The following is a 24981-nucleotide window of genomic DNA, read 5'->3' on the forward strand; positions in this document are numbered from 1 at the left end:
ACCTCGCCGAAGTTCCCGAGGGCGTGTTGGTGCTGACCTGCGGCGTCGACGTGCAGTCTGACCGTCTGGAGCTGGAAGTGGTCGGCTGGGGCGCGGGCGAGGAGTCATGGTCCATCGATTACCAGGCCCTCGTCGGCGACCCGGTTCAGGATGACGTGTGGCTGGAACTGTTGGAGGTCTGGAAGCAGGCCCGCTATGCCCGCGCCGACGGTTCCACGCTCGGACTGCGCGCGCTGTGCGTCGATTCTGGATTCCTGCCAAAGCGCGTTTACCAGTTCGTCACGATGGCCGGAAGCATTCACGTCTACCCCACCAAAGGCCGCGCGGGCGCCTATCCCGTGATCGAGCAGAAGCTGGCCCGCGACCGCCGCCGCGCCAAGCGCAAGAAGGCCGGCGCCGCGCCCGAAATGCTCGGAGTCGACGAGGCAAAGTCCATCATCACCCGTCGATTGAAGGGCGTCACCCGGCCCGGCCCTGGCTATGCCCATTTCCCGCACGACCGCGACGCCGAATGGTTCAGGCAGTTGACCGGCGAGCGTCTCGTCGTCCGCTACCCCCGCGGCGGCCGCCCCGTGCGCGAATGGATCAAGGTCTATCCGGCCGTGGAGGCGCTGGATTGCCGCGTCTATGCCTATGCGGCCCTGCTGCTGTCCGGCGTCGACTTGGCCCGCAAGCCCGCGCCCAAGGAAGCGCCCGCCCCGGTCCGGCGCCAGCCTGCCCCCGCCCTCGGCTTCGGCAAACCCGGCTGGAATCTCTAGGAGCCCCCGCATGCCCAAAGATTTCGACACCCTCGTCGCCTTGCACACCCAAATTACCCGCATCGTCCGCGAGGCCACCGGACTCCATGAGCAGCTCGCCTTGCCGGTCGCCGAGGCGATCTGCGCCGAGCTGCAACACGCGTTCGGCGGCGCCGAGATCTACATCCCCGCCCCCAGTCGCACCGAGCGCAACCAAGCCATTCTTGATGACTGGCACGGCGGGCGCCCCATCCCCGCCATCTGTCGAAAACACGGAATCGCCCGTGCGACGGTTTATCGACTGCTGGGCGCCCGAGGGAAACTGTGACGACCCCCGACCTGCTCCAACGAGCCGCCGAAGCCACCGCGCCCGATCCCGAAGTTTGGGCCTGGATGCAATCCGCCCTGCAATCCGCCCTGCGGGGAAAGCCCCTAATCGCCGCCCTTGGGCTTGACGGCCGGGCGCTGATCGACGCCCGTCTCGCCGCCCGCAATACCACCTTGCGGCAGGCGTTCGCCCTGATCGACGGCCCCAGCAAGACCGCCAGAATTGACGCGCTCGCCAAGGCCGCCCGCCGCTTTGAAGCGCACCGCTGGGCGCAATGGCGAGGAATGGATAACCCGCCACCCACCGCGACCCGTCTGCAATCGCTCCTCTTCAGCGCGCGCCAATTCCATCCATTACCAGGGGCGCGTCAACTGCATAACCTTCTGGCCGATTGATTCCTTCGGCTCAATGAGCGAGATGTCGCCTGCAAGTCGGCCCTAATGTAATTACATGAAACCGGGTTCATTCTGAACGCCTATTCAAACAGCGAGGAATGACCTATGAAATTGAACGACCTATTCCGCCAAGCCAAAGAAATCCGTGGCAGTCTTGAGCAGCAAGTCGATCAATTCGAGACCGAGCGCAACAAGCTGCGCGCCGAACTTCGCGAACATGAAACGCGCCCACGCCCCCAGGCAGACTTAGCCCAAGAAGCCGGCGAGCTGGTCGACGTGTTGGTTGCCCGCGCCAAGGCCGGTTTCGCCCCAGGAATCGAGAAGACGTTCGCAAGCTATGCCAATGGCGACCAAACCCGAGTGGCCGACAAGATCAATCATCCAGAATTCACGCTATTCCGTGGGGCTGGAATCGAAACCCTGCTTTATCTGGTCGCTGGCCCGCAGATTAAGACTGCGGTCATCGAAGCCGTCAACGCGATGCCCTACTCCGAACAGGTTGGTCTGCCACCGGCCGAGCGCGAAGCCGTCTGCACCGATCTGCAGGCGCGAATCAAGAAGCTGGACGATCAAATCCGCGAACTGATCGAACAGGCCGACGAGGTTGGTATTTCCTTCTGAGCCATGCGCGACGATGCGTGGCACGACCCGCACCCTGACCCCGACCCGCCGGCGATTGAGGCATTCCCCGACCTGGATCCAGCCGGCGCGACGATTGACGCCTTCGCTATGCCACCGTGGGAGCCCTACTGTCATCGCGAGATCGCGGCCTTTCACGAGGCCGGGCATGCCGTGGTCGGGCTGGTGCTGATGGGGGTGCCCGACGCGGGGCATGCGCGGGTCAACGAGGACAGCAGCGGTCAGGTTTCCTTCGGCCCCATCGAGCGCGACCGCCCGCCGCCGCGCCCATCGCCCGCCGCCGCGCTCAGTGTGGCTGCAATCCTCGCGGCCGGTTTCCAGTGCGAACTGCTCTTCATGGGCAGGCACGCCACCGGAGTCCTGACCCCGAGGGACCACCGGTCCACCGACTATCCGCGCGCGCGGACACTCCTGGCGAATCACGACCTGCCCGGCGCTGGCTGGCTCTGGATCGCCGAAGGCATCGCCCGCCACGTCCTGACTACGCACTGGGCCGCGGTTTGGCTGATCGGTCATCATCTGAGCGGACGCGGGGAGCTGTCGGGCGCCGAGCTTCGCCGCCTGTATTCTCGGTCGACACACAAAGGGGCGGATTTGAAATCCGACCCTTTGATGCGGACGACATCCGCGCGCAAGGGCGGAACGTGAGGATTCCTCGCATTTGAGGACAGCAGACACTGGCATCCGCGCGCGCGTGGGCGAGAGGGTTGTCCGTTGAAACAACGCTTAATCAGCCTGTCAGCATTCCCGTTGATACAACGGAAACCGCAACGGGGTTTTATACCAATGGTATAACCGTTGAAACAACGGATATTCAGCCTGATAGCCTTCTCGTTGAGACAACGACAATCGAGACGCCATTAACCGTTGAAACAACGGATAACGCCGAACACTTCACCATGGCATCCGCCGCACCGACTGAGCCGTTACAACGTGACGCACCGAGCCGAAAGATCAACGTGGCGAACGATCCCGAGATCGTCGCCCGCGTGCTGGCGCTGGACGGACTCTCCGAGAAGAAAGCCGCCGCTCAACTGAACGCTGAAGGTATCAAGATCGGCGCGCGCTCGGTCGGGACCATCCGCAAGCAGCACCACACCAAAGACGCCGGGGCGGTCTGAGCGTTGATTCGATCAAGGAGTTTCAAGAAAGGCACGAGCGGCAATCCAAGCGGACGTCCACCAGGCATCGTCAATCAGGCGAAGCTGAAGACGCCTATATGCAGTTGGTGCTGTGCAATACGCAGTCGGAATTGCACCCATGGCGAATGGGGCGAACTGACCGGGCGCGACGGCGGGAAACGGTTGCTGCCGTTCAGTGATCGCACCGTGCGCGCCTACATGACAATCGCAAAAAACCCAGCGTTTTCAAATGGGCAACACGTCGCCCATTTGCCAGCGTCATGGGGCACCCTCGCCGAAATCCACGCCGCCCCCGACTGGCTCTGGACCGCCCTGGTCGCGCGCATGATCGAGGGCGAATGGACGGTGGACACCACGCGCCAGATGGATTTCTTGCGCCTTTTCTGTGGGACACTAACGGGACACTGCGGGCCATTACGGGGCAAATTCCCGCCGCATACCACAATACCAACGCTCGCTTAAGCTGCTGTTTTTCGTGCTGTAGTGTGCTGCAATGTGTTGTAAGTTATTGATTTTCCTAGACTCATAATCCCTTGGTCCAAGGTTCAAATCCTTGACGGCCCACCATAAAAACAAAGGCTTACAGTAATTCTGGTAAGCCTTTTTTCTTGCTCGGTGTAATTTTGGTGTAACTGCGTCAGGATTTTATGGTGGCGGATAGTCTTGGTTTGGTGCTCGGTTCGGCGGCTTCCGTGGGTGGGCGGTCGCGGGCTTCCAACTTGTCCAAGGCTTCCCGGATGTGGCCCCCGTTCTGGTGAGCATACCGGACAACCATGGTCAGGGTCTTGTGCCCGCTGATGCGTTGCACGGTCGGTAAATCGATCCCCGCTTGAACAAGGTGCGTGATGGCGGTATGGCGCAAGGTGTGCCGGACAACCTGGCTCGGGTCGAACCCGGCGGCCACGACAACCCGGCGAAACGCCTTCTCGATGCTGACATGGTGCCCAGTGGCGGATGTCTCGGATGGAAACAACCACTCAGCCCGCGCCGGGCGACCCGGGCGTTGGTGAGGATGGCGGTGAGCGGCTGATTCAGCTCGTGACCCAGCGAGGCGGACAGGATGCCGAGGCCGCGTTGACGGTCGAGCTGGGCGATCTGCTCGCTCATGCGTTGGCTTTCCTCCGCGCGCGCCTGGGCGGCCGCCGCCGCGCCCTTGTCCCGGATCGAGCGATCCAGGGCAATGCCGAGAGGCTATGTTGCTCACGACCGTGACGATGAGCGTGGTCAAAGCCAGCAGGAGCGCATCCGTACCCTTGGTCATAATCGATGCCTCGAACTGTCCCAGGACGACATTGAGCAGACGAAACGAACACGACGAAAAAACCCAGCGTGAGGAGGACCAGGCGATACCAGGGTTCGGGGTCACCCGCCTCCAGGCGCAGCGATTGAATCTTGAGCACGATCAGGACGAAGACGAGCAGGGTGGCGAGGGTCTGGGACAGGAGTGCGGGCACGACCCCGCGCAGGGCGAAGAGGAGCGAGGCCACCGCACTCGCCACCCCTCCGGCACACCAGAACTGCACCGCGCGCGTGCGCTGACCGGACAGCACGATCCAGATCGCCAGCGCCATGACGAGGCTCATTGCGCTCATGTCAAGAAAGCCCGTGCGGGCGTCGAACGGGATCATGCGTCAGTCCAACAGCAGAAACAGGGCATCTTCCAGTGCATCCAGATCGAAGGGCTTCTTCAAGCGGCGGGTGCCAGGAGGCGGAGCGCCGTAACGCGTCCAGTCCGTTTCAGACCGGCCGGTGACGATGACGAGCGGCAGTGTGGGCGCCAGGCGTCGCAGTTCATGTGCCAGCGTCGCGCCGGACAGGCCGGGGAGATTGAGGTTGAGCACGGCGCCCGCCAAGGGATAGGCAACAGAATGGCCGACCCCGAGGGGTAAGGTCAAGCCTCCGTCGTCCACGACGAGGGACTGTCATGATTCCTCTTGGGGTCGCCGAGTACAACTCGGCGACCCCAGGTACGGATGTCAATGTTCCGGCGAGCGCGTCAGGATGGCGTCCTGGGCGTGACACGCCTGACCGGTGATGCCCCGACTCTCCGGCCCCAGTAGCCGAATATAACGGTCGGCGACGGTCTCGGGCGCGGGATGGATGCCGGGATCTTCGCCCGGATAGAGGGTTGCCCGCAGCGCGGCGCGCACCAGGCCGGGGTCGAGGCTGTTGACCCGGAGTCGGCCGCTGTCGCGGGTCTCTTCCGCCAGCACCTGCATCAGTCCCTCGATCCCGAACTTGGCGGCGGCATAGGCGCCCCAGTAGGCCTTGCCGGTGCGTCCGACGCGATCCGAGGTAAAGACGATGGCGGCATCCTTGGAGGCGCGCAGCAGCGGCAGACAGGCTTGCGTCAGCAGAAAGGGCGCGGTCAGGTTGATCCGGATCACGCGCTCCCATTCGCTGGCGTCATAGTCGTCGATGCGGCTGAGATAGGGCGCGAAGGCGGCGCAGTGGGCCAGCCCGTCAAGATAGCCGAAGGTGTCGTCCACGAGGTTCGCCGCAGCGATGAAATCCGCCTCGCTCGCCCGTTCCAGATCGAGCGGCAGGATCGCGGGCTCGGGATCGCCGCGGGCGACGATGGCGTCGTACACCGGCTCCAGATCGGCCGCCTTGAAGGATGACAGGACGACAGTCGCGCCCTGGGCGGCGCACGCGAGCGCCACGGCGCGACCGATGCCCTCGAGTGCGCCGGTGACCAGGATGACGCGCGCTTGCAGCCGCTTCATGTCAGCGGGTATGTGGTCCATCGGATGATTGATCCTCTGTTAAAAAGCCAGTAACGGCCAACTGAAACCTAGTGCTTCGCTGCTCAGGTTCCGAGACCGGGGCCTCCTCGTTGTCGTTGTCGTCATCGAATATTCGCCATGTCGAGACCGCGATCACGACAACGACAACGACAACGACAACGACAACGACAACGACAACGACAACGACCCGAGACGGTCTTGGGACTTTCGCACAGTTGCACTAGGTTTCCGGCAGCCAGTCGAGCACGTCGAGCGGATGCTCGATCAGCCCATGCGCGCCCCAACGATCAGGCGTATCGTCGGCGCCAAGATACCCGAACAGCGCGACCAGCGTGCCCATGCCGGCAGCCAGACCCGCCTGAATGTCGCGCTCGGCGTCGCCGACATACCAGCAGCGCCGCGGCTCGACTCGCAGCAGATCGCAGGCATGAAACAAGGGATCTGGATAGGGTTTGGGGCGCGCCACCGTGTCGCCGCTGACCACGCAGCCGGCGCGCTCGCGCAGACCGAGCAGTTCTATCAGCGGATCGGTCAGCCAGCCGGGTTTGTTGGTGACGATACCCCAGGAGATGCCGCGCCGCTCCAGGGTGTCGATCAACTCGGCGATGCCCGGGAAGGGCGCGGTGTCGCGGACCAGCGCCGCGGCGTAGAGTTCCAGGAATTCCAGGCGTAGCGGTTCGTAATCCTGGTCATCCGGCCCCAGACCGAAACCGATCCGCAGCATGCCGCGTCCGCCGTGGGAGACATAGGGCCGCACCCGCGCGAACGGCAGCGGCGCTCGGCCATGGCTGGCGAGCAGTCGGTTCAGCGCGGCGGCCATGTCGGGCGCGGTGTCGGCAAAGGTGCCGTCCAGATCGAACAGCACGGCGCCGTCGCGCGGCGCAGGCAGGTCAGGCATGCGGTTCGCGCACGCAGGTGACGAGATAATTCACGTCCAGATTGCGCGGGTCGAGGCGGTAGGTGCGCGTCAAGGGTTGATAGGTCATGCCCATCAGATCGACGGTGCGCAGCTCGGTGGGACGGATCCAGGCGTCCAGCTCCGAGGGTCGGATGAAACGCGCATAGTCATGGGTGCCGCGCGGCAGCATGCCCATCACATATTCCGCGCCGATGACCGCCATCAGGAAGGCTTTCGGATTGCGGTTGAGGGTGGAGAAAAACACCTTGCCGCCCGGTCGCACCAGTCGGGCGCAGGCATCCACCACCGAGGCCGGATGCGGCACATGCTCCAGCATCTCCATGCAGGTCACGACATCGAAACTCCCCGGCTGCTCCTCGGACAGGGTCTCGACCGTGACGCGCCGGTAGTCGACCTCGACGCCGCTCTCCAGGGTATGCAGCTCGGCGACGCGCAGCGGCATGGCACCCATGTCGATGCCGGTGACTTGCGCGCCGCGCAGCGCCATGCTCTCGGACAGAATGCCGCCGCCGCAGCCGACATCCAGGATGCGCTTGTCGGCCAGCCCGCCCGCGCCCCGTTCGATGTAGTCCAGGCGCAGCGGATTGATGTCGTGCAGCGTCTTGAATTCGCTGTGCGGATCCCACCAGCGCGAGGCGAGTTCCTCGAATTTGCTGATTTCGGCGTGATCGACGTTGTGGATGGTCTCGGTCATGGCGGCGGGTCCGGAGATTGAGGGCGGATGGGCGCGCGCGAGGTGCGCATACCGCGACATAGCGATGCAGGCGGCTATTCTAAAGCGAACGGCGTTCCTTCATCCAGAAATCGCCACAGGGGACATGGTTCCCACCGCCGCTCCCTGGGATCCTGGAATCGCCGACTTGCAGTCGGCTCTATTCGCGCGATCGTCCGGGTTTGCCAGCACGAGGCCGATCCGATGCACAACCCGCGTGCGCTCCGCGTCAATGCGTTTAAGGCTTCACGGGAAGCCGAACACCCCTAGCAGACGCAGGATCAGGTGGCGCTCCTTGACCGCCCGGCGTATCGCGTGGTCAGATCGGGCATTACAACGTCGTGCCCGACCAACCCATGATCAATCCTGGGATTCCGATGAACGAAACCGCTATCGAAGTCGTCAATACGCCCTTTTCCTCGCTGCACTATTACGAGTGCAAGGTGATCCTGCAGCCGCAGCACTTTGTGACGGCCCAGGCGTTCCGGGATTTTTGGAAGATCGTTCGGCACTCGGCCAAGAAATTCGACGTGACGGTCAAGGAGGCTGACGACGGATTCGACAACCAGGTGCGCGAGGTCCTCTTCTTCGATACGCCGGGCTTCGATCTCTACAACCATCATTTCATCGTGCGGCTGCGGACCTTCTACAAGGGCGGTTGGCCGGACGGTCTGCCTGAATTGACCGTCAAGTTCAGACACCCGGAGTTCGAGACGGCGGCGGCTGTCGATGTGCGCCCGGCCACCCCAGGTGCGCGGATCCGGATCAAGTTTAAAGAGGAACTACTGCCCTTGCGCGAGGGTCTCGGCGGTCTGCGTTCGGTCTTTTCGCATAATTGCGTGCTGGCGATGCCGCGGGAGCAGGTCGACATGGCCGTGGCCGACCTCACCCGCTCCTTTCCGGCCCTGCTCCAGGCCAAGGCCAAGTCAGACGAGCGCCTCGCGCTGGTCAACGATTTCGCCGTCGAGGAGGTGCAGGTGAACGTCGGCGAGCTGCATTTCGGACACGGCATCAAGGCGAAAGCCACCATTGCCGTGTGGCGCGATCGTCAGCATGAACGCCCGATCTGCGGCGAGTTCGCCTTCCAGTGCCAATTCGACCGGCGCGAGGATCTTCACCGCGAGAGCCTGAAACGCGCCGCCGATTTCTACAAGACGCTCCAGTTGGACGCCTACGAATGGGTGACCCTGGGTGCCACCAAGACAGCCATCGTCTACGGACTCGGTCAGCAGGCATCGACCAACCATGAATGAGTCGGCCCTGCTCACGCAGCCGCCATCGATCGGTCGGATCTTCAGGGCGTTCGCCCTGATCGGGATCTCCAGCTTTGGCGGCGGCCTCGTCGCCTACCTGCGCGATGTGGTGGTCGATCGCGAGCAATGGCTGACCGACGACGCATTTCTCGGCGCGCTGGAGATTGGCCAGACCTTGCCCGGGTTGAATTCGACCAATGTGGCGGTGATCGTTGGGCGTACATTGCGGGGGCCGAGCGGGGCGCTGGCGGCGGCGCTCGGGCTCATCCTGCCGGGTGCGGCCATCCTGAGCGTGCTCGGCGTGCTCTATGCGCGGCTCCACGACAACCCGGATGTCGCCGCCGCCCTGGCCGGGGTCGCGGCCGCCTCGGTCGGCCTGCTGCTGCAGGTGACCCTCAAAATTGGTGGACGCCAGTTCCTCCGGCCCAAAGACCTGCTGTTCATCATTCCGACCTTTCTCATGGTCGGCGTTTTTCATGTCTCGCTCTTCACCACTCTCCTGCTGCTGGCCCCCATCGCCATCTGGATGAATCGTCCCGCCGCGTTGAAGACGCCGCCTGCATCCTCTTCTGGAGCAAGGCACTGAACCCATGAAAGACCTAGTCTCACTCCTGAACGTCTTTACCCTGCTCTCGCTGATGGCCGTGGGCGGCGGCACGGCCGTCATCCCGGAGATGCAGCACGAAACCGTCACCGTCCATCACTGGGTGACCGACACCCAGTTCGCCGCCATCTACAGTCTGGGTCAGCTCGCGCCGGGACCGAACATGACCATGGTGGGGATCATCGGCGATCACGCTGCCGGTGTAGCGGGTTTCTTCCTGGTGCTGTTCGCCTTCTATTTCCCCGCCAGCCTGTTGACCTACGGGGTCAGCTACATCTGGGACCGCTACCGGGAGAACCCCTGGCGCGCGGCGATCCAGCGGGGGCTCGCGCCGATCACCATCGGGCTGATGCTCGCGGGTGTCTACGCCGTGGGCAAGACGGCCAGCTTCAACCTGGACCGACCACTCTGGTTCAACGGCGTGACCCTGGGATTCGGTCTCGCCATCGTCCTGCTGCTGTTCTGGAAGCGCATCAACCCAGCGGTTCTCATCCTGACCTGCGGGGTCTTGGGCTGGTTCATCCTGCGCTAGCCGCTAGTCAACGCTGACTCTCCCAGACCGCTTGGATGACGACAAACAGAAAGGCGGTCGAACAACCGAACATCAGCAGGCCGCTGATCGCCGCCAGAGGACCGAGGAGACGCCAGGGCGGCGGCAGCACGACATCGCCATAGCCGAGCGCGGTCATCGACGTGGCGGAAAAATAAACCCCCTCGGAGAAACTCGGTGCCAGCCCCGCGCGCCAGAGCAGGAGCCCCCAAGCCATGGCCTCCGCGAGGTGGGCGAAGAGGAGCACGACGAAGCAGCCCAGGATAATCGCCTTGCCGGCGCTGCGGGGGCCGAGATGCAGCATGAGCCGCGGGACGAATACCCGAATTTGCCAGGCGACTTCAAACAGCAGGCTGGCGTGGAAGATGAACAGGCTCGCGACCAGCAGCCAGGCCAGGATAAAGACAACCTTCACACGACGTCCGGTGACGCCCTCAACGCATGGCATGACGCAACGCACCTCGATTGGCCTTCGCAGCCAGCACACGCACCTGATTCGGGCGTCGGTCATGGGTCGAGCCCAACGCGCCGGGCGGCGCTCTTCAGCACTTCGGATGCCGCCCACGGGCCGCGCCGGGGACATCAGCTCGATTCTAGCGTGAAAGACCGCCACGGCGTCGAGCGATGCGTACCACCGGCAACAAGACCGCCGATGTCCCGCCCAAGGGTGCGTCGTGACGGTTGACACCTTGACCGTCGCGACCGCTCAAGATAAGCCTGACGCGGTTTAATCGGCGACGCGGGCGCGCGAAATCGCTAAAATACGTCGCTTTGCATGACCGGGGCCGTGAACATGTTCGAGAAAACCCTACAAATCAGCGATTACGATCCGGAACTCTGGGCGGCCATCCAGGACGAGGAGCGTCGGCAGGAAGAGCATGTCGAACTCATCGCCTCCGAGAATTACGCCAGCCCGCGCGTGATGCAGGCGCAGGGCGGCGTGCTGACCAACAAATACGCCGAGGGCTATCCGGGCAAGCGCTATTACGGTGGCTGCGAGTATGTCGACGTGGCCGAACAACTCGCCATCGACCGCGCCAAACAGTTGTTCGGCGCCGCTTACGCCAATGTTCAGCCGCATTCCGGTTCGCAGGCCAATGCCGCTGTCTTCCTGGCGCTCTGCAACGCGGGCGACACTGTGCTTGGCATGAGTCTGGCGCACGGCGGGCATCTGACCCACGGCGCCAAGCCGAATTTCTCCGGCAAGCTCTACCACGCCGTTCAGTACGGCCTGAATCCGGAGACCGGCGAAATCGACTACGACGAGGTCGCGCGTCTGGCCCAGGAGCACAAGCCGCGCCTGGTCATCGCCGGTTTCTCCGCCTATTCGCGCATCGTCGACTGGCAGCGTTTCCGCGACATCGCCGACAGCGTGGGCGCGTTTCTGCTGGTCGACATGGCGCATGTCGCCGGACTCGTGGCCGCCGGGGTCTACCCGAGCCCGGTCCAGATCGCCGATGTGACCACCACCACCACGCACAAAACCCTGCGCGGTCCGCGCGGCGGTCTGATCCTGGCCAAGGCCAACCCCGAGATCGAGAAAAAACTCAACTCGGTGGTCTTCCCCGGTATCCAGGGCGGTCCGCTGATGCATGTGATCGCCGCCAAGGCGGTGGCCTTCAAGGAGGCGCTGGAGCCTGGATTCAAGACCTATCAGGAACAAGTCGTGCGCAACGCGCGGATCATGGCCGAGGTCTTCATCGCGCGTGGCTATGATGTCGTCTCGGGCGGCACCGACGATCATCTCTTCCTGGTGAGTTTTATCCATCAGGGTCTGACCGGCAAGGACGTGGACGCCTGGCTGGGCGCGGCCAATATCACGGTCAACAAGAATGCCGTCCCCAACGATCCGCAATCGCCCTTCGTGACCAGCGGGATTCGGGTCGGCACCCCGGCCATCACCACCCGCGGTTTCGGCGCGGACGAGGCGCGCGCGCTGGCTGGCTGGATGTGCGATCTGATCGATGCACGGGGCGAGCCGGGCGCCATCGCGGCCGTGAAGGCCAAGGTGCTGGAGCTGTGCAAACGGTTTCCGGTGTATGAGCGTTGAGGACAGCGCCTCGACCAGCGGAATCGACGCCATCGTCACGTCAAACCTGACGCATTCGGCATCAGGCAACGGCGTGAATAAACCTGCTCATGTCCGCGCCGCCAGCGCGAGGATCTCCTCGGCGGGGATCTGCGCGGCGCGGATGAGCGACTGATCCGCTCGCAGACTGGCGACCTCGCCGTCGCGAATCAGGTAGAACTCGCCGACTGCTTGATGCGGCAACTTGGCTGTCACGTCCGTTTTCGCCTCGCTCAACATCGGTTTGAGCTTTCTGAGCGCCGTCTCCTCTTTGATCTTGCCGACGAACCATGAGGAAATCTGATCGCGCGACCGGTAATCCAGGTCGCCGGGGCTTTGCGTGGCGAGTAGCAGCCCGATCCCCGCCGAGCGCGCCCGTCTGAGCAGATTTTCCAGCGGCTCCTTGGTGGCCGGTTTCGACTGCGCCGGCAGATAGAGATCGGCCTCGTCGAACAGGATGACCGTCTGGAGCGCATCCGACGGGTGCCGGGTGGCGTAGCGGCCAATTTCCAGCAGCAACTGCGCGACCCAAAACAGGACATTGGCATTGCTGCCCAGAAAGGCCGTGCTGACGATCGTCAGGCGGGTGCGCCCGTCTGGAACCCCTGCCCCTCGTCCGAGTAGGGTCGCGATATCAAGCCGCTCGTCCTCGTGCCGGAACAGTTTGCCATTGTGCAGGCTCAGGGTCTGCAAATCCTCGGCCAAGCGTTTGAAATTCCGGGTGTCCAGGTGTCCGACGGCGTTGACGAGCAGTGGGTCTTCCGTGGCGACGAAGGCCATCAGACGCTCCAGGTCGAGCGGGGTGCCGGGTTCCAGTTCGGCGAGCAGGCCGATCGCCTGACCGAGAATGGCCAGGCGTTGCTGATCGCTACGGCTGGTGCGGTAATTCATCAGACCGCCCAATGCGCTCGCCGAGAATTGCGCGAGTTGCTGGCGCTCGTCGCTCGGGAGTTCGCCAAGCCCGGGCGGGGCGATGGAGATCCCGAGCGGACGCCCCCGACCCTCGCTGGCGCCGGGCGTGTAGAGCGCCACCTCGATCCGGGAACGCAAGGCGTCGCGTGCCGGTTGCCGCGCGGCATCGGCGGCCGGCATCCGCCAGGACTGCGGACGCGCGTAACTGCACAAATCCCCCTTGCGATCGACCAGCAGCGCGGGGATGCCTTGCAGCAGCAATTGTTCGATGAGATGGAGCGCCAGCGTGGTCTTGCCCGAGCCGGAACCGCCGAGAAAGGCCGCGTGGCGGACCAGACTGGCGGTCACCAGCGAGAGCGTCCGTGGCTGAAAATCGCGCGTTTCGCCGAGCCGGGGCGCGACATCCTGCCGCGGCGTCCGCCCGGTCTCGCTCCCGCTCCCCGCGGGGGGCGGAGAGAGACGGGCGGGCGGCGTGGGTTCCGCTGGCCTCGCGGGTTCGGTCCGTCCCGGCTGGAGTGTGTGCAGCGCAAGCAGATCCCGCAGTGCCGGCAGGCGCGTCAGCGGACAATCGGCGCGTAGCCAGTCAGGGAACGCTGGGTCGGCGCCATGTTGCGCCAGGAAGGAGGGCATGGCGGCCATGGCCCGCCAATCGGAATCGGCGACCACGACCCGTCGCCCGCCGGCGGCCACGAATTGTCCCAGCCGTTCCGCGATCCTGGTTCTGGGGTTGCTTGGGAAGGCGGTCGAGCGGACCGCCACCGGCACGCGCCCGCCAGCGCGTTGCGCGAGTGCCGCGATCTGCTTTTCGAGCGCCCCGCCCAGGGCGGATTTCTGGCAGGGCGCGACCAGGAGCCGTTGCTCCACGACACCGCCGGCATTGGCAATCTCGACGGCCAGCGCGTCGCCCTGGTCAAGGACCGTGAAGCGATGTCCGCTGGTCAGTTCCAGTGCGCCGTGCGCGATGGTCGCGTCCAGCAGACGTAACAGCGCCGCCTCCGTTTCGGGGACCGGGTGAATGCCGGTGAGATGATCGTTCCAGGCTTGCTCCAGTTGCCGCCCGCTAACGGCGGCCGGCGGCGCGGCGGCAGCGTCATGCACCGCCACCGGCAGATCCTGAAAACCCTGATCGCGCCGCTCCCGACACCAGTCGAGGATGTGACGGGTCGGCAGACGGGCGAGCGTCGACGGCGTGTCTGGCGGAAAGGGAAACAGCGGTTCCCGCGCGTCTCCAGGAATCTCCTGTTCATCCAGAAAGGCGCTCACGCGACGGGCGATCAGGAGCGCGACCTCCTCCGCCGAGCGTTCGGCGATCAATTTGACCGGCGCGGGGTCTTTTTCGAGACGATCGCGCTGGGGTTCCGACATGTGCTGGCGAAGCGTCGTGTAAAAATCGGCCAGGCAGGCGATCACCGCAATCACATTCGGCACCTCGGCCAGGGTGACGACCGTGCGGATGGCATTGCGAAATTTCTGCTCCGCCGCCTCCATCTGCAGGATGTCCTCCAACTGATCCAGACAGATGACCAGCGCGCCGGCGCCAAGGGCCTGGATCAGCTGCGCGAGGGCGACGAGCATCCGCTGCGGGTCGTCCTCTTCGGTTCGGGGCGCGAGCAAACCACCCAGAAGCTGCTGGTCCTGCTGGGCCAGCGGCTCGCAGCGCAGAAATCGGAACACCCGGTGATCGATGGCCGGGTCGCTCGATTGCAGAAACAAGAGTGCGCGCACCAAGTCGAGGTCGACCTGGCGAAAAGGCGCGAGCTTGAGCACGCGGTCGGCGAGCCGGTCGATCAGATCGCGACGATCCCGCGCGGACAACCGACCGCTGCGCAGGAGTTCCAAGGCGGCCGGCGTGACGGCCGGCGTGTTCTCGACCAGCGCATTGGACAGACGCAGCAGGCCCGTGGTCGCGCCCATGGGCATGCAATAGGGCTTGTCCAGCGAGTCGATGGTCTGACGCAGCACGTAACGGGCATAGTTCGGGACCGCCGAGGTCATCTGCATGTAGCTGAAATAGCCGCTGGCCTGGGTGTGCGTCGTGTTGCGCAGGGCACGCATCAGGTGTGTCTTGCCGGCGCCGGAATCGCCGAGCAAGAGCAGGATGCGCCCCGCATCGGGCGAGTGCGACGGCGCCACGCGATGCAGCAGGCGCCGATAGCCGTCACGCGCCTCCTGATGGATGGTCTCCACATCGAAAGGGTCCGGCAACCAGATCTGATGCTGATGGGTGACGGAGTGAAAAAGCCCCTCGCTTCGCGCGGAGCAAAGGGCGTGCAGACGTGGATCGGGTTCCATGCGCGACGGGTGTCTCAATCCAGCCGAATGAAGTGGAAGGTGGCGGTGAGATAGCGAAGCTCGGAGCGGGCGACGTCGTCCGGGTCGAGCGTATAGGCCAGATCGGCCCGGCTCAGACGCAACAGCCCCTGGCGGTTCGCCTCGGCAAGCCGCTCCTTGAACTGGGTCTCGGTGAGCCCGGCGTCCCGGCCTGCGGCGCGCAGGCGCTCCCAGACATGGGAAATGAAGATCTTATCCTCGCCAAAGCGGCCCGTGGCGGTCGTGCGCGCGGTTTGCATCACCGTCGCGGCAAAGGCGGCGAGGTCGACCGGCGCTGGCGTGGCCTGGTCCGGCGCCGCCAGCGTTGCCGGCGCGTCCGGGATCGCGTCCGGGATCGTGTCCGCCAGTGCGCGTCGCAGCACCGTGAGCCGCAGTTCGTTCACGTCCGTGCGGCGCGCGCCGATGGACTGGGCGACGAGTTGCTTGAGCGCGTTGTCCACCGGCAGGTCGCTCGCGGTGCCGAGTAAGTCGTTCAGCAGGATCTTGGGGGCGTTGTGCATAAACCGCTGACCGCTGACGGCCGGCCACCGCTCGCGCCGGTGGCGCGGGTTCTCGGGCGCGGCCAGCAGCAACCGCCAGAGCAGCGCGTTGCGGGCCTGCGCGAGCGTCGGATAGGGTCCGCCGGGCAGCGAATACTGCACGGCCAGAATCGCCGCGCGCAGGCCGTCGGCGCTGGCAAGTTGCTTGCGTTCCTGATCGGTCCTTGGCGGCGGCAGGCCCAACGCGCGGGCTTGCAGAGCGATATTCCTCACCTGCGGCCAGGACAGCGGCTTGGCGGTTTGCCGAACGGACAGCCAGGCGAGCCCCGCCTCGCGACCCGCCGTCGTCAGGCGCCAACGGGAGGCGCCCTGCCGTTCAAGCTGACCGGTCTCTTGCAGCGGCGCGCGCGCATCGGCCAGGGCGCGCGACCAGGCCGCGCCGGTGGTGTCGGGCCGCAGCGGTTGCAGCGATTTCGTCATTTCGCTGGCGGTCAATCCCGCTGGCGCGGCGGCCAATAGGCGGGCGCGGAGCAACTCCGTCAGGGTGAAGGCGGGGGCGTTCATTCAGGGGGCCTCCGAGCAGGCAAGATCGTTGGGTGTTGGAGCGCATGACGCAGCGTGTCGAGAATCGACTCCAGATCGCTGACCACATCCTCGGCGAGAAAGCGCAACACGAGCAAGCCCTGTTGTTGCAGCGCCAAATCCTTACGGCGGTCACGCCGATAGCGTGCGGCGTCCTGAAAGTGATGATACCCGTCAATCTCCACCGCGACACCCGGCGGATCGGCCAGGAGGTCGACCTCCAGCGGGCGGTTGCCGAACAGGATAGCGAGTTGGGCGTTGAGTCGAAACCGGCCGGCCAGCTCGGGGATGGATTCGAGCAGGCGGAAGAGAAACCGCTCGGCCTGACTACGCGCCGCCGCGCTGTCCTCCGGGGTGGCGCGCGCGTGCAGACAGCGCAGCAAAGACACGGCCTCGCGCAGCACCGTCGGGGCCGCGCCATGACGCGCCAGAACGGCGATCAGCGGACGCGGATCGGGATCGTTGTCCAGCGCCTGCCGGACGAACCAGTCCTGGAGCCGGTCCTGGCTGGGCGCGGCCAGTCGGACGACGCCTTCGCGCAGGATCGCCTTGTAGCGCGATTCTGGCGCGGTCTCCAGATAACGGTCGTACCGATCGGTCGCGATCGCGACCGCCAGCGGCAACAGCGGCGCCTGCTCGGCGATCCGCGCCGCCATCTCCAGGGGCACCGCCGTCCGGGTCTCGTGCGCCACACCGATCAGCAGGCTCGGCAGGGTCTCCGCCGGCAGGCGCATCAGTCGCCAGGCAAAGGTTCGCGCCTCGTCCCAGGGGGCCTCGTCAGGCGGTTGCCGGGCGAGCGCCACGGCCGCGCCGGACACCCACGCGGCACGCTCGGCGCGGCACTCCCGCAGCCAGGACGGCAATTGCGCCAGGATGTCCTCGTCCGCGCCTGAAATGCCGTCCTGGGTCGGGGCGCGCAGGAGGACGTCGCCGCCCGCGCGCAGTGCCGCCAGCCAGACATCCAGGCAGGTGTCGGCGCGATCGGACGACCAGACGGCCCCGCTGCGCCGCGCCCGTGCGTTCCATTGGGTCCAGGCGCGGTACGCGGTCGCGGACGGGCCGGCCAGTACGGTGACCGTTGGCAGTTGTTGTCGCCGCCGACAGTGGTGCGCATCGATCTGTGCCAGTACGTCGCGCGACGTGTCCGTGGCGGATTGGGGGCGGCGGTCAAGGGGCTTTTTTCCCATGACCTGGATGTTACCGTGAAATGCCGCCGCGGGCGCTCCCACGCGCGCGCTCCCTGGGCGAGACGTTGACCCGGACGCGCGGCGCTCGCGAGCGATGCGCTTTGCTTCGTTTCGCGCATCCCTGTATCTTCGCTTCCCTGGATCATGGTGCTGCCGTGGTCCCCGGCGACGGCAGGCTCGCTGTCTGCGTGTCGCGACCACTCTCACCACGACCTAACTGACCACGACCACATGCGTTGTCCCTTCTGCGGTGCCCAGGATACCAAGGTCGTCGACTCGCGCCTGTCGGGCGAGGGCGATCAGGTGCGTCGACGGCGCAAATGCGTGGTGTGCAAGGAGCGTTTCACGACCTACGAATCCGCCGAACTCAATCTGCCGCGCATCGTCAAACGCGATGGCAGTCGGGTGCCTTTCGACGGTCGCAAGCTCCGCTCGGGGATGATTCGGGCGCTGGAGAAGCGCCCCGTGAGCACCGAGCAGATCGACACAGCCATGTCGCACATCCAGCGGCGTTTGATGTCGGGCGGCGAGGGCGAGGTGCCTTCGTTGCGGATCGGCGAGCTGGTCATGGACGAATTGCGCCAGCTCGATCAGGTCGCCTATGTGCGCTTCGCCTCGGTCTATCGGAAATTCGAGGACGTGGCCGCCTTCCGCGAGGAGATCGAACGGCTCGAACGTCAACCCTCGCCCGAGGCCAATCGTCATCAGATGGATCTGCTCAAGGAATTGGAGTCTAACTCTGAATGAACGACACGGCGGACTCAGGCGCGCGGCGGGTCTCCGATGAGATTGTCATGGCGGAGGCGATCCAGCTGGCCAAACGGGGGCGCTATAGCGCCGACCCCAATCCCTGCGTGGGCTGTGTGCTGGTGCGCGACGGTCTGCCGGTCGGCCAGGGCTGGCATCGTCGCGCCGGCGAGCCGCACGCCGAACGCAACGCGCTGGCCCAGGCGGGCGAGGCCGCGCGCGGGGCGACGGCCTATGTGACCCTGGAACCCTGCTGTCATCATGGCCGCACGCCGCCCTGCACGGACGCGCTCATCGCGGCGGGCGTGACGCGGGTGGTCTGCGCCATGGCCGACCCAAATCCGCTGGTCGCCGGCAAGGGGATCGCCAGTCTGCGCGAGGCGGGCATCGAGGTGAAAACCGGCGTTCTGGAGGATCTGGCGCGGGCGCTGAATCCCGGTTTCATCAAACGCATGGAGCAGGGTCGGCCCTTCGTCCGCTGCAAACTGGCGGCGAGCCTGGACGGACGCACGGCCATGGCCAGCGGCGAGAGCCAATGGATCAGCTCGACGGCATCGCGACGCGAAGTGCAGCTCTGGCGCGCCGCGAGTTCGGCCATTTTGACCGGGATCGGCACGGTGCTCGCCGACGATCCGAGCCTGAACGTGCGTCTGTCGGCGGACGAGGTGCCGGAACTGGATCCGCTGGATCGGATGGAGATGGAACTGGAGTTGGATCTGGAACTGAAGCCGGAGCCGGGCGTCCCGCTCCGCCAACCCCTGCGGATCGTGGTCGACAGTCATTGGCGGATGCCGCTGGAGGCGCGGATGCTGACGCTGCCCGGCGAGACTCTGGTGGTCGGCGTGGACGACGCGCCCGCGCGGATGGACGCGCTCGCGGCCGCCGGTGCCTTGGTGTATCGCTGTCCGCAACGCGAAGGGCGGGTGGATCTGGCGGCGCTGATGAGCGAGCTGGCGCGCCGGGACATCAACGAGTTGCTGCTGGAAACCGGCGCGACCCTGGCCGGGGCCATGCTGGCCGCCGGGCTGATCGACGAGATCGTGCTCTATCAGGCGCCACATCTGATGGGTGACGCCGGCCGGGGACTCTTCCATCTGCCGACGGTCACGACGATGGCCGAGCGGATTGCGCTGGAGATCATCGATGTGCGACGGGTTGGGGTCGATCTGCGGGTTCGTGCGCGGCCGGTGATGACGCGCGCGGGTTGAAACGGCAGCCAGACTTGTTCAAGGCAGTTGTTTGGGCCAGCGCATTGAACCATGCAGAACGCGAAGGACTTCCAGAACATTCCCTATTAGGCGATTTCCGGGAAAGTCTCTACCAAAATCAACGCTTCAAATGGACAGGATTCACAGGATTTGTCAAGATTGACAGGATTAAAAACAATGGCTTCTATCCTGTTCATCCTGCGAAATCGTGTTAATCCTGTCCATTAACAGCCTCTCCGTGGGTAGATTGTTTGCAGGAAATCACCTTAGTCTAGCGAATTCGCAAGCCGGGACTCCCAATGCTGCTTCAGAGCGGAGTGCTCAACGAAGTTCCCCGCATCGGCTTCGCTGACGCCCTGCTCGATCGCTTCGACTTGCCAGGCGTTGAGCTTGACGAAGTCATCAATGGCTTGCGCTGCGATGTAAGATTTTGAGCGGTCCATTGCCTTGGCGAGCACATCGAGGGATTGGCTGGTTTTTTCATCGAGTCGTAACGTCATGGTCGGCATCGTGTGTGTCCTGTTGAATACATCTTACTGCAAGTGTATTGCAGCGATCAGTACCGTCAAGTTTTTGGAGCCAGCATCGAACAACCATGTTTACCGGAATCATTCAATCCATCGGCCAAATTCAGCGCCTTGAGCCGCGCGGCGGCGATGTCCGGCTGACGATCGACACCGGCAAGCTGCCGCTCGCCGACGCGGCGATCGGCGACAGTATCGCCGTCAACGGCGTCTGTCTGACTGCCGTGGAGTTGACCGGCCGGGGCTTCGCCGCCGATGTCTCGCGCGAATCGCTCTCCCTGACCACCCTGGGCGCGCTTGGCCCCGGCGCTCGGGTGAATCTGGAAAAGGCGCTGACGCTCGCGACCCCGCTCGGCGGACATCTGGTGAGCGGTCATGTCGACGGCGTCGGCGTTCTGTTGGAGCGTCACGAGGACGCCCGCTCCTGGCGGCTGCGCATTCAGGCCCCCGACGAACTGGCCCGCTATATCGCCCAGAAAGGCTCCATCTGCGTCGATGGCGCCAGTCTGACCGTCAATCGGGTCGATGGCGCGATCTTCGAGTTAAACATCGTTCCGCATACCATCCGGGAAACCATGATCGGCGGTTACCAGGTCGGCACCCGCGTCAACCTGGAGGTCGATCTGATCGCCCGCTATCTGGAGCGACTCCTGTTGGGCGAGCGCGCCGCCACGCCCACCTCATCCGGGGTGACGCTTGAGTTTCTCGCCGAGCACGGTTTTGTCAACTCATGAACTCAGCCTTTTTTGTTAGTCTAACGGGCTTTTCCCACACGAAGACATTCAGGCCATGAGCAGTAGCAGTAGCCGCATCAACAGCACCGAGGAAATCATCGAGGATCTGCGCCAGGGTCGCATGGTCGTGATCATGGACGACGAGGATCGCGAAAACGAGGGCGATCTGCTGCTGGCGGCCGACTGCATCACCGCCGAGGCGGTCAACTTCATGGCCAAGTATGGACGCGGCCTGATCTGTCTGACCCTGACCAAGGAGCGCTGCGAGCGGCTGCGCTTGCCGCTGATGGTCACCGACAATCAGGCGACGCATTCCACCGCCTTTACGCTCTCCATCGAGGCCGCGCGCGGCGTCACCACCGGCATCTCGGCGGCCGACCGCGCCGTCACCATCCGTGCCGCGGTGGCGCCCGAGGCCAACTCAAGCGATCTGGTCCAGCCCGGCCATATTTTTCCGCTCATGGCCCAGCCGGGCGGGGTGCTGGTGCGCGCCGGACACACCGAGGCCGGCTGCGATCTGGCGCGACTGGCCGGGTTCAGCCCGGCGGCGGCGATCGTCGAGATCCTGAACGAAGACGGCACCATGGCCCGTCGCCCGGACCTGGAGATCTTCGCCCGCAGCCACGGCATCAAGATCGGAACCATCGCCGACCTGATCCAGTACCGCGTCCGCCACGAGAAAGCAGTGCTGCGCGAATGCGAGTGCGAACTGCCGACCGCCGAGGCGACCTTTCGTCTGGTCGCTTACCGTGACAGTATCGACAACGAGATTCATCTGGCCCTGACCCTGGGCGACATCCGCCCGGAGCGCCCGACGCTGGTCCGGGTGCATCTTCAGAATACGCTCTGCGATCTGTTCGAGACCTCGCACAATGCTTGCGGCTGGCCGCTGCGGGATGTGATGCGTCAGGTGGCGGCGGCGGGGGAGGGCGTGATCGTGGTGCTGCGCAATCGCGACAGTTCCGCCGACCTGCTGGCGCGTCTCAAGGATTTCAAACTGCATGATCGCGACGATCAGGTGCCAGCCCGTCAACAGGATCGCCGCGAGCTGCGCACCTATGGGATCGGCGCACAGATTCTGTCAGATCTCGGGGTACGCAAGATGCGGGTGATGAGCGCGCCGAAGTCGATGCACGCCATTTCCGGGTTCGATCTGGAAGTGGTGGAGTACACGGGTGGCAGGGCTGCCTGACGAAAAAACTCTGTTTTTGCCTGGAACCTTTATGACGATCAAAACGATAGAAGGCGCGCTCCGCGCCGACGAGAACGCCCGCTTCTGTCTGGTGGTGTCGCGCTGGAACAGTTTCGTGGTGGAGAGCCTGGAAAAAGGCGCCATCGATACGCTTCGGCGTCATGGCGTCGCCGATGACCATCTGACCGTTGTGCGCGTCCCTGGCGCCTTTGAGATGCCGGTGGCCATCGAGCGCATCGCCGCCAAGGGTGGTTATGACGCCATCGTGGCCCTGGGCGCGGTGATCCGTGGCGGCACGCCGCATTTCGAGTATGTCGCCGGCGAGTGCGTCAAGGGCATGGCTCAGGTCAGTTTGAAGTATGGTCTGCCGGTCGCCTTCGGCGTGCTGACCGTCGACAGCATCGAACAGGCGATCGAGCGTTCCGGCACCAAGTCCGGCAACAAGGGTGCCGAGGCGGCGATGTCCGCCCTGGAAATGGCCGATCTACTGAGACAGATCAACTGACCGAATGACGAACACCGACAAAGTAAGCCCCCGCACCCAATCGCGCCGTTACGCCACGCTCGCGCTCTATCAATGGCGTCTGACCGGCGAGGATCCGATGTCGATCAAGCGCCACCTGCTCGACGATCCCGAATGGCTCGATGCCGTCGCGATGTCGTTGAGCGGCGCCGACGACGATGCCACCCCGGATCCCAAGCAGCGTTTCAAGTTCAATCTGGAACTCCTGGAGCAACTGCTGACCGGCGTGCCGGCGCGGATCCAGGAGATCGACGCCCAACTGGATCGCTTTCTGGATCGTCCGATCACCCAGGTGGATCCGGTCGAGCTGGCGATTCTGCGTCTGGGCGTCTTCGAAATCCTGTTCTCGGACAATATTCCGAATCGTGTTGCCATCAACGAAGCGATCGAGTTGACCAAGCTGCTCGGTGCCCATGAGGGGCACAAGTATGTCAACGGCGTGCTGGACAAGATTGCCCGTCGTCATGCCGCGGGGACGGATCGGAGTCCGCTGCCAACTACACCATCAGCCAGCGAGGAACCGCCCTCCGATGCGTAGAACCGACTCTTCCAGGTGCGCGGCTCGCCGCGCATCCGCCAGCCTTGCCTCGTGTCCGAATTCGATCTGATCCGCACCTTTTTTGCCGACATCGGCCCACGGCGGGCGGATGTGGCCTTGGGTGTCGGCGACGATTGCGCACTGCTCGCGATTCCCGAGGGGCAGTGCCTGGCCGTCAGTATCGACACCCTGTCCGCCGGAATTCATTTCTTCCCCGACTGCGCTCCCGAGGCCATCGGCCATAAAGCGCTGGCCGTGGGACTCAGCGATCTGGCCGCCATGGGCGCCGCGCCGGCGTGGTCGACGCTCGCCCTGACGCTGCCGTCAGCGGATGAAGACTGGATCCGCCTCTTTACCGCCGGCTTCGCCGCGCTCTCGAATGCACACGGAATCCGGCTGGTCGGCGGCGATACCACGCACGGTCCATTGAGCGTGACGGTGCAGGTGCATGGCCATGTGCCGGTCGGCGCGGCGGTGCGACGCGATGGCGCGCGTCCGGGCGATCTCGTCTGCGTGAGCGGTACTCTGGGCGATGCGGGGCTGGCGCTGCGCGGTTTGCTCGCGGGCGAGGCGGTCGACTCCGCGTTGCGCCGTCGCCTCGAGTATCCGACTCCAAGGGTCGAACTCGGGTTGCGGCTGCGCGGGCTGGCGACGGCCATGATCGATCTGTCGGATGGCCTGGCCGGGGATCTCGGCCACCTTCTGGCCGCCTCCGGGGTAGGCGCGGAACTGGATCTGGCGCGCTTGCCGCTCTCGTCGCCGGTGGCCGAGGTCGTGGCCCGCACGGGCGACTGGTCGCTGCCGCTGTCCTCCGGGGACGATTATGAACTCTGCTTCTGTCTTCCCGCCGAACATGCTCGGGAGGTTTGGGAGTTAGGCGCCGGGCTGGATTGTCCGATCCGGACGGTGGGACGGATGCGGGCGAAAGCGGGTCTGACGTGTCGGTTGCCGGATGGCGGGTTATTCGCAACCGATGGGGGCGGTTACGATCACTTCGCCGCTGGAGGCGGTCGCTAAAAGCCGCAGTCGACGCGGATTTCCACTCGCGCTTCAGGACTCGTCTCTCGTTTCAGCATCCCCTTGAATTCTAAAATGATCTTAGGAACGGACACATTCCATGCCAATCGTCGCCCATAACGACCTCCCCACCTTCGCCCGTCTGCGCGAGGAGGGCCAGCAGATTCTCGACCCGGATCGGGCGCTTCAGCAGGATATCCGCGAGCTGCACGTCGGGTTGCTCAACATGATGCCCGATGCGGCCCTGGCCGCGACCGAGCGGCAGTTTTTTCGCCTGGTGGGTCAGAGCAATCCGATCGCGCAGTTTTACGTCCACCCCTTCACCCTGGACACCCTGGCGCGCGGTCCCGAGACCCAGACGTATATCCAGCGTTATTACGAGTCCTTCGAGAAAATCCGCGAGGAAGGGCTGGATGCGCTGATCGTCACCGGGGCCAATGTCACCGGCTCGGATCTGTCTCGCGAGCCGTTTTGGGAACCGCTGATCGAGGTGGTCGACTGGGCCTATGACAAGGTGTGCTCGACGCTTTGCTCCTGTCTGGCGACCCATGCCGTGATGCAGTTTCGCTACCGTCAGGCGCGCCAGCCCTTGCCGGCGAAGTGCTGGGGGGTGTATGCGCACCGGGTGGTGGACCGGACGCATCCGCTGGTGAGCGATGTCAATACGCGCTTCGATGTGCCGCATTCGCGCTTCAATGACATCGGCCGCGCGCAGTTCGATGCCGCCGGGTTGCATGTCCTCACCGAGAGCGACGACGCGGGCGTTCACCTAGCCGTCAGCGCGGACGGCTTCCGGCAGATCTTCTTTCAGGGGCACCCCGAGTACGACATGATCTCGCTGCTGAAGGAGTACAAGCGCGAGGTCAGGCGGTTTGCCGCCGGCGCGCGAGTCGACTATCCGCCCTTCCCGGAG

At 64.6% G+C, this 24981-nt stretch carries 30 protein-coding genes; 19 read left to right on the forward strand and 11 right to left on the reverse strand.

The window, feature by feature from the left end:
- From QZY07_RS20415 to QZY07_RS27555, 7 genes are all read left to right on the forward strand, one after another.
- Window positions 1–758, forward strand: a 758-nt coding sequence (locus tag QZY07_RS20415; protein ID WP_295406627.1) for a terminase gpA endonuclease subunit, incomplete at its 5' end; no start/stop codon positions are given.
- A gap of 10 nt (window positions 759–768) precedes the next feature.
- The gene (locus QZY07_RS20420) at window positions 769–1065 is read left to right on the forward strand and encodes a Mor transcription activator family protein (RefSeq protein ID WP_295406630.1); all 297 of its coding nucleotides are present in this window, start codon (window positions 769–771) and stop codon (window positions 1063–1065) included.
- Window positions 1062–1460: a hypothetical protein gene (locus tag QZY07_RS20425; protein ID WP_295406632.1), complete on the forward strand. Its 399-nt coding sequence runs from the start codon at window positions 1062–1064 to the stop codon at window positions 1458–1460. The genes QZY07_RS20420 and QZY07_RS20425 overlap by 4 nt, the downstream gene beginning before the upstream one ends.
- Window positions 1461–1565: 105 nt before the next feature.
- Window positions 1566–2081, forward strand: coding sequence for a hypothetical protein (locus tag QZY07_RS20430; protein WP_295406635.1), 516 nt, complete (start codon window positions 1566–1568; stop codon window positions 2079–2081).
- A 3-nt stretch (window positions 2082–2084) separates the two neighbouring features.
- Window positions 2085–2747, forward strand: coding sequence for a hypothetical protein (locus tag QZY07_RS20435; protein ID WP_295406638.1), 663 nt, complete (start codon window positions 2085–2087; stop codon window positions 2745–2747).
- 59 nt (window positions 2748–2806) lie between these two features.
- Entirely contained in the window at window positions 2807–3220 is a 414-nt protein-coding gene (locus QZY07_RS20440) for a hypothetical protein (protein ID WP_295406641.1), read from the forward strand.
- A 3-nt stretch (window positions 3221–3223) separates the two neighbouring features.
- Window positions 3224–3703: a DUF5681 domain-containing protein gene (locus tag QZY07_RS27555; protein ID WP_363184580.1), complete on the forward strand. Its 480-nt coding sequence runs from the start codon at window positions 3224–3226 to the stop codon at window positions 3701–3703.
- A gap of 175 nt (window positions 3704–3878) precedes the next feature.
- On the opposite strand, the gene QZY07_RS20445 is transcribed toward QZY07_RS27555, so the two are convergent.
- The 6 genes from QZY07_RS20445 to ubiG all read right to left on the reverse strand — a co-directional run bounded on the left by QZY07_RS20445 (window position 3879) and on the right by ubiG (window position 7601).
- Window positions 3879–4214: a tyrosine-type recombinase/integrase gene (locus tag QZY07_RS20445; protein WP_295406644.1), complete on the reverse strand. Its 336-nt coding sequence runs from the start codon at window positions 4212–4214 to the stop codon at window positions 3879–3881.
- Window positions 4215–4344: 130 nt separating this feature from the next.
- A complete protein-coding gene (locus QZY07_RS20450) occupies window positions 4345–4869 on the reverse strand; it encodes a hypothetical protein (protein ID WP_295406647.1) in 525 nt (174 codons plus the stop codon).
- Between the two features lie 3 nt (window positions 4870–4872).
- Entirely contained in the window at window positions 4873–5136 is a 264-nt protein-coding gene (locus QZY07_RS20455; RefSeq protein WP_295406651.1) for a hypothetical protein, read from the reverse strand.
- An 81-nt stretch (window positions 5137–5217) separates the two neighbouring features.
- Entirely contained in the window at window positions 5218–5988 is a 771-nt protein-coding gene (locus QZY07_RS20460; RefSeq protein WP_295406654.1) for an SDR family NAD(P)-dependent oxidoreductase, read from the reverse strand.
- Window positions 5989–6208: 220 nt separating this feature from the next.
- Complete coding sequence (gph, locus tag QZY07_RS20465) at window positions 6209–6886, reverse strand: phosphoglycolate phosphatase (protein WP_295406656.1); 678 nt, start codon at window positions 6884–6886, stop codon at window positions 6209–6211.
- Window positions 6879–7601, reverse strand: a complete 723-nt coding sequence (gene ubiG, locus QZY07_RS20470; protein WP_295406659.1) for a bifunctional 2-polyprenyl-6-hydroxyphenol methylase/3-demethylubiquinol 3-O-methyltransferase UbiG — start codon at window positions 7599–7601, stop codon at window positions 6879–6881. The genes gph and ubiG overlap by 8 nt, the downstream gene beginning before the upstream one ends.
- Before the next feature lie 359 nt (window positions 7602–7960).
- On the opposite strand from ubiG, the gene QZY07_RS20475 reads away from it, so the two are divergent.
- From QZY07_RS20475 to QZY07_RS20485, 3 genes are read left to right on the forward strand one after another with little or no spacing between them, the layout of a single operon-like run.
- Window positions 7961–8872 (forward strand): hypothetical protein, encoded by a 912-nt coding sequence (locus tag QZY07_RS20475; RefSeq protein ID WP_295406660.1) that lies wholly within the window; start codon window positions 7961–7963, stop codon window positions 8870–8872.
- Window positions 8865–9458 carry a chromate transporter gene (locus QZY07_RS20480; protein WP_295406662.1) on the forward strand — a complete coding sequence of 198 codons (594 nt, stop codon included), beginning with the start codon at window positions 8865–8867 and terminating at the stop codon, window positions 9456–9458. Before QZY07_RS20475 ends, QZY07_RS20480 begins: the two co-directional genes overlap by 8 nt.
- A 4-nt stretch (window positions 9459–9462) precedes the next feature.
- Window positions 9463–10008, forward strand: a complete 546-nt coding sequence (locus QZY07_RS20485; protein WP_295406663.1) for a chromate transporter — start codon at window positions 9463–9465, stop codon at window positions 10006–10008.
- A gap of 7 nt (window positions 10009–10015) precedes the next feature.
- Here QZY07_RS20485 and QZY07_RS20490 read toward each other — a convergent pair whose 3' ends face one another.
- Window positions 10016–10474 (reverse strand): ion channel, encoded by a 459-nt coding sequence (locus QZY07_RS20490; protein WP_295406666.1) that lies wholly within the window; start codon window positions 10472–10474, stop codon window positions 10016–10018.
- Window positions 10475–10819: 345 nt separating this feature from the next.
- On the opposite strand from QZY07_RS20490, the gene glyA reads away from it, so the two are divergent.
- A complete protein-coding gene (glyA, locus tag QZY07_RS20495; protein ID WP_295406669.1) occupies window positions 10820–12076 on the forward strand; it encodes a serine hydroxymethyltransferase in 1257 nt (418 codons plus the stop codon).
- 87 nt (window positions 12077–12163) lie between these two features.
- Here glyA and QZY07_RS20500 read toward each other — a convergent pair whose 3' ends face one another.
- The 3 genes from QZY07_RS20500 to QZY07_RS20510 are packed head-to-tail and all read right to left on the reverse strand — an operon-like array spanning window position 12164 to window position 17585.
- On the reverse strand, window positions 12164–15298 hold the full coding sequence (locus tag QZY07_RS20500) for an AAA family ATPase (protein ID WP_295406672.1): 3135 nt from the start codon (window positions 15296–15298) through the stop codon (window positions 12164–12166).
- Window positions 15299–15312: 14 nt separating this feature from the next.
- Window positions 15313–16380: a hypothetical protein gene (locus QZY07_RS20505; RefSeq protein ID WP_295406675.1), complete on the reverse strand. Its 1068-nt coding sequence runs from the start codon at window positions 16378–16380 to the stop codon at window positions 15313–15315.
- Window positions 16377–17585 (reverse strand): DUF559 domain-containing protein, encoded by a 1209-nt coding sequence (locus QZY07_RS20510; protein WP_295406677.1) that lies wholly within the window; start codon window positions 17583–17585, stop codon window positions 16377–16379. The genes QZY07_RS20505 and QZY07_RS20510 overlap by 4 nt, the downstream gene beginning before the upstream one ends.
- A gap of 231 nt (window positions 17586–17816) precedes the next feature.
- Between QZY07_RS20510 and nrdR the strand changes: the two genes are divergently transcribed.
- Together nrdR and ribD are read left to right on the forward strand one after the other, a co-directional pair.
- Window positions 17817–18332 carry a transcriptional regulator NrdR gene (gene nrdR, locus QZY07_RS20515; protein WP_295406680.1) on the forward strand — a complete coding sequence of 172 codons (516 nt, stop codon included), beginning with the start codon at window positions 17817–17819 and terminating at the stop codon, window positions 18330–18332.
- Entirely contained in the window at window positions 18329–19540 is a 1212-nt protein-coding gene (gene ribD / locus QZY07_RS20520) for a bifunctional diaminohydroxyphosphoribosylaminopyrimidine deaminase/5-amino-6-(5-phosphoribosylamino)uracil reductase RibD (RefSeq protein ID WP_295406683.1), read from the forward strand. The genes nrdR and ribD overlap by 4 nt, the downstream gene beginning before the upstream one ends.
- Before the next feature lie 266 nt (window positions 19541–19806).
- On the opposite strand, the gene QZY07_RS20525 is transcribed toward ribD, so the two are convergent.
- Complete coding sequence (locus QZY07_RS20525) at window positions 19807–20049, reverse strand: CopG family ribbon-helix-helix protein (protein WP_295406687.1); 243 nt, start codon at window positions 20047–20049, stop codon at window positions 19807–19809.
- 86 nt (window positions 20050–20135) lie between these two features.
- On the opposite strand from QZY07_RS20525, the gene QZY07_RS20530 reads away from it, so the two are divergent.
- The 6 genes from QZY07_RS20530 to QZY07_RS20555 form a co-directional block, all read left to right on the forward strand.
- A complete protein-coding gene (locus QZY07_RS20530) occupies window positions 20136–20798 on the forward strand; it encodes a riboflavin synthase (RefSeq protein WP_295406690.1) in 663 nt (220 codons plus the stop codon).
- A gap of 55 nt (window positions 20799–20853) precedes the next feature.
- Window positions 20854–21990: a bifunctional 3,4-dihydroxy-2-butanone-4-phosphate synthase/GTP cyclohydrolase II gene (ribBA, locus tag QZY07_RS20535; RefSeq protein ID WP_295406692.1), complete on the forward strand. Its 1137-nt coding sequence runs from the start codon at window positions 20854–20856 to the stop codon at window positions 21988–21990.
- A gap of 31 nt (window positions 21991–22021) precedes the next feature.
- Complete coding sequence (ribE, locus tag QZY07_RS20540) at window positions 22022–22495, forward strand: 6,7-dimethyl-8-ribityllumazine synthase (protein WP_295406695.1); 474 nt, start codon at window positions 22022–22024, stop codon at window positions 22493–22495.
- Between the two features lie 4 nt (window positions 22496–22499).
- The gene (gene nusB, locus QZY07_RS20545; RefSeq protein ID WP_295406698.1) at window positions 22500–23051 is read left to right on the forward strand and encodes a transcription antitermination factor NusB; all 552 of its coding nucleotides are present in this window, start codon (window positions 22500–22502) and stop codon (window positions 23049–23051) included.
- 51 nt (window positions 23052–23102) lie between these two features.
- The gene (thiL, locus tag QZY07_RS20550) at window positions 23103–24068 is read left to right on the forward strand and encodes a thiamine-phosphate kinase (RefSeq protein ID WP_295406704.1); all 966 of its coding nucleotides are present in this window, start codon (window positions 23103–23105) and stop codon (window positions 24066–24068) included.
- A gap of 100 nt (window positions 24069–24168) precedes the next feature.
- The coding region (locus tag QZY07_RS20555; RefSeq protein ID WP_295406701.1) for a homoserine O-succinyltransferase at window positions 24169–24981 on the forward strand (813 nt) is incomplete at its 3' end.

The organism is uncultured Thiocystis sp. (assembly GCF_903866365.1).
GTDB lineage: Bacteria > Pseudomonadota > Gammaproteobacteria > Chromatiales > Chromatiaceae > Chromatium.

What these genes read in the sequence shown, in the direction of transcription:
- QZY07_RS20480 (WP_295406662.1), top strand. Translation starts at nt 8,865, where the DNA reads ATGAATGAGTCGGCCCTGCTCACGCAGCCGCCATCGATCGGTCGGATC.
- nusB (WP_295406698.1), top strand. Translation starts at nt 22,500, where the DNA reads ATGACGAACACCGACAAAGTAAGCCCCCGCACCCAATCGCGCCGTTAC.
- QZY07_RS20430 (WP_295406635.1), top strand. Translation starts at nt 1,566, where the DNA reads ATGAAATTGAACGACCTATTCCGCCAAGCCAAAGAAATCCGTGGCAGT.
- QZY07_RS20510 (WP_295406677.1), bottom strand. Translation starts at nt 17,585, where the DNA reads ATGGGAAAAAAGCCCCTTGACCGCCGCCCCCAATCCGCCACGGACACG.
- QZY07_RS20460 (WP_295406654.1), bottom strand. Translation starts at nt 5,988, where the DNA reads ATGGACCACATACCCGCTGACATGAAGCGGCTGCAAGCGCGCGTCATC.
- gph (WP_295406656.1), bottom strand. Translation starts at nt 6,886, where the DNA reads ATGCCTGACCTGCCTGCGCCGCGCGACGGCGCCGTGCTGTTCGATCTG.
- ubiG (WP_295406659.1), bottom strand. Translation starts at nt 7,601, where the DNA reads ATGACCGAGACCATCCACAACGTCGATCACGCCGAAATCAGCAAATTC.
- QZY07_RS20450 (WP_295406647.1), bottom strand. Translation starts at nt 4,869, where the DNA reads ATGATCCCGTTCGACGCCCGCACGGGCTTTCTTGACATGAGCGCAATG.
- ribBA (WP_295406692.1), top strand. Translation starts at nt 20,854, where the DNA reads ATGAGCAGTAGCAGTAGCCGCATCAACAGCACCGAGGAAATCATCGAG.
- QZY07_RS20525 (WP_295406687.1), bottom strand. Translation starts at nt 20,049, where the DNA reads ATGCCGACCATGACGTTACGACTCGATGAAAAAACCAGCCAATCCCTC.
- QZY07_RS20485 (WP_295406663.1), top strand. Translation starts at nt 9,463, where the DNA reads ATGAAAGACCTAGTCTCACTCCTGAACGTCTTTACCCTGCTCTCGCTG.
- glyA (WP_295406669.1), top strand. Translation starts at nt 10,820, where the DNA reads ATGTTCGAGAAAACCCTACAAATCAGCGATTACGATCCGGAACTCTGG.
- ribD (WP_295406683.1), top strand. Translation starts at nt 18,329, where the DNA reads ATGAACGACACGGCGGACTCAGGCGCGCGGCGGGTCTCCGATGAGATT.
- QZY07_RS20420 (WP_295406630.1), top strand. Translation starts at nt 769, where the DNA reads ATGCCCAAAGATTTCGACACCCTCGTCGCCTTGCACACCCAAATTACC.
- QZY07_RS20490 (WP_295406666.1), bottom strand. Translation starts at nt 10,474, where the DNA reads ATGCCATGCGTTGAGGGCGTCACCGGACGTCGTGTGAAGGTTGTCTTT.
- QZY07_RS20500 (WP_295406672.1), bottom strand. Translation starts at nt 15,298, where the DNA reads ATGGAACCCGATCCACGTCTGCACGCCCTTTGCTCCGCGCGAAGCGAG.
- nrdR (WP_295406680.1), top strand. Translation starts at nt 17,817, where the DNA reads ATGCGTTGTCCCTTCTGCGGTGCCCAGGATACCAAGGTCGTCGACTCG.
- QZY07_RS20435 (WP_295406638.1), top strand. Translation starts at nt 2,085, where the DNA reads ATGCGCGACGATGCGTGGCACGACCCGCACCCTGACCCCGACCCGCCG.
- ribE (WP_295406695.1), top strand. Translation starts at nt 22,022, where the DNA reads ATGACGATCAAAACGATAGAAGGCGCGCTCCGCGCCGACGAGAACGCC.
- QZY07_RS20530 (WP_295406690.1), top strand. Translation starts at nt 20,136, where the DNA reads ATGTTTACCGGAATCATTCAATCCATCGGCCAAATTCAGCGCCTTGAG.
- QZY07_RS20505 (WP_295406675.1), bottom strand. Translation starts at nt 16,380, where the DNA reads ATGAACGCCCCCGCCTTCACCCTGACGGAGTTGCTCCGCGCCCGCCTA.